We start from the raw sequence: 275 nt of genomic DNA on the forward strand, positions 1-275 counted from the left end.
GGGCAGCCAGACGTGCAGCGGGAACTGCGCCGACTTACCCATCGCGCCGATGAACAGGCAGATACACGCGACCGTGAGCAGATTCCACGAGGTGCCCGGGAACGTCAGCGCCGCGATTTCGTGGCCCTTCGCGAACACGTCGTTGTAGTTCAGCGAGCGCACTCGACGCCGAGACCGGCGCGCCGTGCCCGGAGTTCGGCGATAACGGCAAGCTCGATCTGCAGCATGCGATGCCGGTCACGACGCCGGGCATGTACGAGCCGACGTCGCCGCCG

1 pseudogene is annotated in these 275 nt (G+C 66.9%); it reads right to left on the minus strand.

The features are described 5' to 3' along the window. Nucleotides 1–156: pseudogene (locus SB751_RS30205) on the minus strand (proton-conducting transporter membrane subunit); the annotation flags it as partial. Nucleotides 157–275: the final 119 nt, after the last annotated feature.

The organism is Cupriavidus sp. SIMBA_020 (assembly GCF_046535395.1).
In the GTDB taxonomy this organism is placed as follows: Bacteria; Pseudomonadota; Gammaproteobacteria; order Burkholderiales; family Burkholderiaceae; genus Cupriavidus; species Cupriavidus campinensis.